This is a genomic window from Janthinobacterium sp. GW821-FHT03C08 (assembly GCF_059420905.1).
In genome coordinates this window covers 79,228-86,525 of the sequence record NZ_JBWKUP010000023.1, presented here as the reverse complement: position 1 = coordinate 86,525, position 7,298 = coordinate 79,228, and the positions used below count along the sequence as shown (strand labels likewise).

Here is a 7,298-nt window from a genome sequence, read left to right as displayed (position 1 = left end):
GGCTTGACGGCCAGCATCACGGCCAAGGCCTTGACGGTGACGGGCCAGCTGGCGGGCAATAAGGTCTATGACGGCAACGTGCAGGCCAGCTTGTCCGTTGGCACCTTGAGCGGGCTGGTCGCTGGAGAGACTCTCGGTATTGCGGGCCAGACGGCAACGTTTGCCGACAAGAATGCTGCCAGTGCCAAGGCCGTGACGGTGACCGGGACGACCCTGGTTGACAGCAGCACTGGCCTGGCCAGCAATTACACGGTGAGCAACCCGACCGGCTTGACGGCCAGTATCACGCAAGCGGCATTGGGCGTGCTGGTGAACAATGCTGAAAAAGACCAGGGCCGCGTGAATCCGGACTTTACGGCCAGCTACACGGGCTTGCTGGCCGGAGATACGCTGGCCGCAGAGGTCAGCGGCAACCTGGTGTTTAGCACGCCGGCCACCACGGGATCGGCGGCGGGCAGCTATCTGGTATCGGCCGCCGGCCAATCGTCGACCAACTATGCGCTCACCTACACGCCTGGCGTATTGACGGTGAAGCCCACCGTAGCGCTGCAAAGTGCCGTGACCAGCGTGATCGCTGCCGCCAATGTGGCGCCATCGCAAGGCAATATGGTGCAGGCCGAAGTGGTGGCGAAAGGCGAGACCATCACCAGCAAGGAAGACGTGGTGGTGGCATTGCAGGGCAGCGAACCGCCTCCGGCCAGCTCGCCGGTGGTGCAGGTGGCCGCGTCGGTCAATGCGAATGCCTTGCCGGGCTTGCGCCTGAGCGTGGTCGACACGGGCTTGCGCCTGCCTGGCGAAGCGGGCAATACCAGTATCGAAAGTCAGTAAACATTTGCCAGCTGGCCTGGCCAGTTAAAAATGCCGCTTCGTAATCTTTGCGAAGCGGCATTTTTTTTGCTGCTTGCTATCCCGCGCAAGCGGTAAATGGCCATGGCCATTTTCAATCTGGCTGGAATGCAAGAGCCTCCAACCTTATCGGCGTGTCAGGCTTGCCGCGCGCCGGCTCCGCCTTGCTGGCCATGCGGCGCATGGTCAGCGACGATGTTTTTTAGCTGGACGTGATCGACAAGAACCACGCCTGGCTGCACTGCGTAAAGCTGCTGCCGCAACTGGCGCCAGAGGCCAGGGTAGCCGCCTGCCTACGGGAGCCGGGCCAGGTCCGCGGCTTCACCGAGACGCAGCAGCGCATCGTCCTGCGACGACTTCGTCGCCCCCCTGGCACGGGCTGGACCGCACCAGCGGTGCGCCCCTGAGGGCGCTGGATGGCGTGCGTTTCGAGGCCTTGATGGCCCGGTCCGTGGAATGCGTGACGCAAATCGACAGTGCCTGCGGCTGGTTTTGCGACGTGGATTCTCCGCAATGGCCGCGCGCCGGCGCGCCTTCCTCCTGAAACGGGCGCGGCAGTGCTAATACCACTTGCCGCGCCACCGCTCGCGCGGTATTGCCGGCATCGCTCGCGGCAAGATCTTTTTTTCCTCGCCTCATTCTTTGCCTCCCACGGCGTGGCCAGACCGCCTGCAGTCACTGGTATTGTAAAAAACACCGTTATATAAAACCACTTGACTACCAATTTTCGGCGTCGCATTCTCTGTGCAGAAAGCCGATGCTTCGCTGCGCTTTCTTTACGTACAAAAAAGCTACCCCGATAGTTTTCGTATAACGTTCAGGAGACATTGTGAAGACACGGCATATAAGCCGGCTGGCCTCGCCCTTGATGGCCGGCCTGCTGGGCAGCGCGCTGCTCGCTTGCGGCGGCAATTCCACCACCGAGCCCCCATCGACCCTGCTGGCCGCCACGGCCGCCAGCGACAGTTGCGCAGCCTGGAGCGCCGCTGCCGTCTACACGGCGGGCCAGTGCGTCGTCTATGACGGCAAGGTCTACCGCGCCAAATGGTGGGTGCAGGGCACGGCGCCAAGCAACGACCAGTGGGGACCGTGGAGCCTCGACACGACTACGCCCACCCCGACACCAACGCCGACACCCACGCCGACACCCACGCCTACCCCGACGCCAGGCGTGCCCACCAAGGCCCAGGCCGAGGCCAACGAGGCGGCGCTGACGAACAACGATTTCTTCCGCAAGGTCAAGGCCTCGATCCGTACCCTGGGCAATACGGCCGTCGAAGCCGTGCAGCCTGGCCTGGCCAGCAATCCACTCAACGTCAAGCGCGTCGAGCGCCTGCTGCCGGCGGCGAAGTGGGATTACTATTTTGCCGCGCGCGACGCCAGCTACACTTACCAGCGTTTCCTGCAGGCCGTGGCCAAGTTTCCCGCCGTGTGCGACGACTACGCCGACGGGCGCAATGCGGACGCCATCTGCCGCCACAGCCTGGCCACCATGTTTGCCCACTTCGGACAGGAGACGGGCGACCATAACGCCAGCAGCCCGCTGCCGCAATGGCGCCAGGGCTTGAAGTATTTGCGCGAGCTGGGCTGCGATGAAACGGGCGCCGGCTGCGGCTACAACATCGAGTGCGCCGACCCCGTCTTCAACAAGGTATGGACCTGCGGTACCAACGCCGATGGCAGCTTCAAGAAATACTTTGGCCGCGGCGCCAAGCAACTGTCCTATAACTACAACTATGGGCCGTTTTCGCAAGCCATGCATGACGGCGATCAATCCGTGCTGCTGAAGAATCCGGACCTGGTGGCGTCGACCTGGCTGAACCTGGCCTCGGCCACGTTCTTCTTCGTCTATCCGCAACCGCCGAAGCCATCGATGCTGCACGTGCTCGACGGCACCTGGGTGCCGAACGCGGCCGATACGGCGGCGGGAGCGGGGAACAACTTCGCCACCACCATCATGATCATCAATGCCGAATGCGGACAGGGCACGGAAAAGCAGGCCGCGCAAAACCGCATCGATTACTACAAGCAGTTTGCCGCCGACATGGGCTGGGATTATTCCGGCGAACAATTGTCGTGCGCCAACATGCAGCGTTTCACCCCGGCCAGTTCCGCTTCCTACAACATCTATTGGGAAAAGAACTGGAGCGCGGGTGGCGAAAACCAATGCCAGCTGGTCAGTTATCAAACCCCGTACAGCGCCTTGCTGGCCGGGAACTACGTGAAATGCGTGGAAGCCAACTGGAATGTGAAGTTGCAGTAACAGCAAGTGCAGGAAGCCGGCCAGGGATAACAGTTGACAAGAGCCCCTTGAGGGGCCTGCAACAGCTCTCGATGTACAACCATAACGGAGACAGATACCACATGAAATCGAATGCATTATTGATGGCCTTGCTCAGCGGCGTGCTCGTCGCTTGCGGCGGCGGCCAGGAAGGCACGACGGCCACGCCGAACACCTTGCTCGCCACCGTCGAGGCGTGCGCAGTCTGGGATGCCGCCACCGTCTACACGGGCGGCCAGTGCGTCACTTACCAGGGCGTCAGCTACAAGGCCAAGTGGTGGACGCAAGGCAATGTCCCCAGCGCCGCCGACCAGTGGGGGCCATGGGCCGTGACGGATACGCCGACACCGACGCCGACGCCCACCCCGACGCCGACTCCGACGCCCACCCCGACGCCCACCCCGACGCCAACCCCGACGCCGACTCCGACTCCGACGCCGACTCCGACGCCTACGCCAACGCCGACGCCGACGGCTTGCCGTCCGGACGGCCTGATTTCGGCCGTGCCGAATGTGCCGTATTGCAAGGTGTATGACGCGAATGGCCGCGAAGTGCTGGGCAATGGCTTGAACCGGCGCATCGTCGGCTATTTCGCCAGCTGGCGCACGGGCGCCGATGGCAGCCCGACCTACCTGGTGAATAACCTGCCGTGGGACAAGATTACCCACCTGAACTATGCGTTTGCCTCCGTCGATCCGGCCACGTCGAAAATCGCCATCGGCAGCGGCGCGGCCAATCCGGACACGGGCCTCACCTGGCCGAACATCCCGGCCGCGGCCATGGACCCGTCCTTGCCGTACAAGGGCCACTTCAACTTGCTGTCGCAATACAAGAAGAAGTATCCGGGCGTGAAACTGATGATTTCCGTGGGCGGCTGGGCCGGCAGCGGCGGCTTCTATACGGCCACGACGAATGCGGATGGCAGCGTGAATACGGCCGGCATCAATACCCTGGCCGATTCCATGGTGGCCTTCGTGCGCCAATACAACTTCTTCGATGGCGTCGATGTCGATTACGAACATCCGACGACCAACAATGAAGCGGGCAATCCGAACGACTTCGCCGCCTCGAAACCGCGCCTGGCGGGCTTGATGACGAGCTACAACGTGCTGCTGAAAGTACTGCGCCAGAAGCTCGACGAAGCGGCCGTGCAGGACAATAAATACTATCTGCTGACCATCGCCGGCTCCGCCTCGGGCTGGGTGCTGCGGGGCGAGGAAAACATGTCGGGATTGAAATATCTCGATTACGCCAGCCTGATGACCTACGACTTGCACGGCGCGTGGAACCAGTACGTGGGACCGAATGCGGCGCTGTTTGACGATGGCAACGATGGCGAATTGCGCGCCGGTAACGCCTATCAGTACCAGAACATCGGCTATCTGAACACGGACTGGGCCTATCGCTACTACCGGGGCGCCATGCAGGCGGGCCGCATCAATATCGGCGTGCCGTTCTACACGCGGGGCTGGAAGGATGTGACGGGCGGCACCAACGGCCTGTGGGGCACGACGGCGCTGACCAATTCCACGGTCACCTGTGCTGGCGTGAAAACCTGCGGCATGGGCGCCACCGGCATCGACAACGTGTGGTACGACCTCGATACCCAAGGCAAGCCCACGCCAGGCGGCGGCAACCCCATCTGGCATGCGCTGAACTTGCAAAACGGCATCGTGCCGAGCTACCTGGACGCGTATAAGGTCACGGACAAGGCGTTGGTGGGCAGTTACGTGCCGTACTACAGCAGCACCATGGTGGCGCCGTGGCTGTGGAATGCGACCAAGAAGGTGTTCATTTCCACGGAAACCACGCAATCGATCGCGGCCAAGGCCCAGTACATCGTCAACAACAATATCGGCGGCGTAATGATCTGGGAAATGGCGGGCGACTATGCCTGGGATGCCACGCGCAACGGCGGCAAGGGCGAGTACTTCATGGGCACCACCCTGACGGACGTGCTGTACCAGGCCTTCCGCACGGCCGGCGTGTATGGCAACAAGCGCGCCGAAATCGCCATGCCGGGCACGGCGGCCAACATCAGCATCACCCTCGGTGGCTGGAAGCTGGGCGACAACAACTTCCCCATCAACCCGGTGATGACGGTGAAGAACAACACGGCGTCGACATTGCCGGGCGGCACCGTGGTGGAATTCGACTATCCCGTGTCCGCGCCGTCGGACATGAGCGACCAGTCGGGTTTCGGCTTGACGGTGATCAATGCCGGCTACACGGGGCCGAACAATATTGGCGGCTTCACGAAGAACTACAACCGGGCCCGCTTCGCGATTCCCGCCTGGCAATCGCTGGCGCCGGGCGGTTCCGTGGCGCTGACCCTGAACTACCGCCTGCCGATCTCGGGACCGGCCAACTACACGGTCACCGTGGGCGGCACCAAGTATGCGCTGACGCAAGAGTATCCGGAACTGCCGGTGGCCTTGCCGTAAGTTGAATCCGGCAGGGTAAACAAAGAAGGGCGGAACCGAGGTTCCGCCCTTTTGTATGCAGCTTCTTGTGTAGTAAAACGCCGGACAAAACCGCCACGAGCGGCAGTGATTTGTGGCTAAGAAGCGCAACCGTGCTAGAGCACGGTGAGCATCGCAGGCCGCACAGCAGGTTTGGTTCGGTGTTTAGAACCAGGTTTCCACTTGGAAGCCGTACGACGTGCCGCTGGTATTGTTGTTGTAGATCGGACCGCCGTTGTTGGCTGCATTGACCGAGGCGGTGGCCGCATCGTTCCACTTGCCGTACGTCACGAAAGCGCGCAGCTCGGGACGCGACCACAGGCCAGGACCGGCCGAGATCGTCGGCGCGATGGTCAGCTTGGTCAGGCGCTTGGCCGGCAGGCCGCCCGCTTGCGTCACGCGGTCCGTGCCCAGTTCGCCCACCAGCTTGAAGTTGTTGGTGAACGCGTAGACGGGACGCACGCCGACCGAGGTCCAGGTCGAGGAACCGCTGGCGTTCGATTCGTCTTTTTGCCACAGGGCAACGAATTCCATGCCGAAGTTTTCCATCGGCTGGATCGCCATGTCATTGAAGACGCGGGTGCGCTTGCGGTCCGAACCGAAAGCCGTGTTGCCCGAGGCGCCGAACTGGCCGTTGCCGTCGCCGCCGATACCAGGGCCGACGCCGTACTGCACGCCGAAGGTATTGCCGCCGCCAAACACCTTGCCTTGACGGTGGAAGGCCGACAGTTGCCAGCCGTTATGTTTCGGGCCGTAGATGTCGTTGTCCTTGCCTTCGGCCGTGATGATGGTGGCAGCCAGGTCCAGGGTGCCGTTTTCATTCACGGGAATTTCGCCGTAGATGAAGTTCTGGCGCACGGCCGAACGGGTGCCGAGGATGGCGCCCGTGACGGGATCGCGGGCATTGATGTCGTTATCCTTGAAGAAGGCGTACGAGAATTTGCCCGGGCCGGCGGGAATGCGGTCCAGGCCGGCGCCCGTGCCGTTCATATTGATGTACTGCATATCCAGCATGTGGATGTCGGGACGGTAGTAGAAACGCTTGCCGACCCAGGCCGTGCCGCCGTTCAGGAAATCGAGTCCCTGCGCTTCGACGTAGGCCTTGACGATGCCCAGCTTGTGGTCGCCGAAATCGGAATTCGGCGCGTAGGCGTTGACCCAGATGGTGGCCAGGTAGTTCACGCCGCCGGACTTGGCGATGGACTTGGTATAGCCGAATTCCGTGTAGGCGTCGCACTCATTGCCCAGACGGTATTTCATGGTATTGCCGCCCAGACCGAAGCAGCCTTGTGAGCCGCCATCGCCCGAGGTATTGCTGCCGGCGCCAGCGCGCAGGTAGCCGTGGAAGCCTTCGGCATCGGATGGGTACATGGGGTCGGCAAGGGCGGAAGCGCTGGCGATGGCCAGGAGCAGGGCGGGCAAGGTTTTCAATGCTGTGCGGTTCATGCAGTCTCCAGAAGGATGTAGGTGGTAGCGGCGGCGCCTGAGGTCGCCACCGCGCACGGTCTAATGCCGAAAACCAAGTCTAGCAGCGCTTTTTTAACCAGCCTGATACAAAATGGGCAAGTCGCGATACTTTCTTTCAGAGTGTTGTTTTTGCCTCATGTCGATACTCTTGCGCATAGCGGGCCTGCAAAAGAGTATCGAATTGCGGTTTCGGAGTATCAGAAAGTATCAAAGTCCGGTGCTACATTGTGGTCGTGGTGCTA

4 protein-coding genes are annotated in these 7,298 nt (G+C 61.9%); 3 read left to right on the top strand and 1 reads right to left on the bottom strand.

Translation table 11 applies throughout. The annotated features are described in order from the left end of the window. The 3 genes from AC07VL_RS25755 to AC07VL_RS25745 all read left to right on the top strand — a co-directional run. On the top strand, positions 1-828 hold an 828-nt coding region (locus AC07VL_RS25755), incomplete at its 5' end, for an MBG domain-containing protein (protein ID WP_494808362.1). Positions 829-1,675: 847 nt separating this feature from the next. Beyond that, a complete protein-coding gene (locus tag AC07VL_RS25750; RefSeq protein ID WP_494808361.1) occupies positions 1,676-3,109 on the top strand; it encodes a glycoside hydrolase family 19 protein in 1,434 nt (477 codons plus the stop codon). A 101-nt stretch (positions 3,110-3,210) separates the two neighbouring features. Next, positions 3,211-5,571 carry a chitinase C-terminal domain-containing protein gene (locus AC07VL_RS25745; RefSeq protein ID WP_494808360.1) on the top strand — a complete coding sequence of 787 codons (2,361 nt, stop codon included), beginning with the start codon at positions 3,211-3,213 and terminating at the stop codon, positions 5,569-5,571. A gap of 183 nt (positions 5,572-5,754) precedes the next feature. On the opposite strand, the gene AC07VL_RS25740 is transcribed toward AC07VL_RS25745, so the two are convergent. Further along, entirely contained in the window at positions 5,755-7,035 is a 1,281-nt protein-coding gene (locus AC07VL_RS25740; protein WP_494808359.1) for a maltoporin, read from the bottom strand. Positions 7,036-7,298 lie beyond the last annotated feature (263 nt).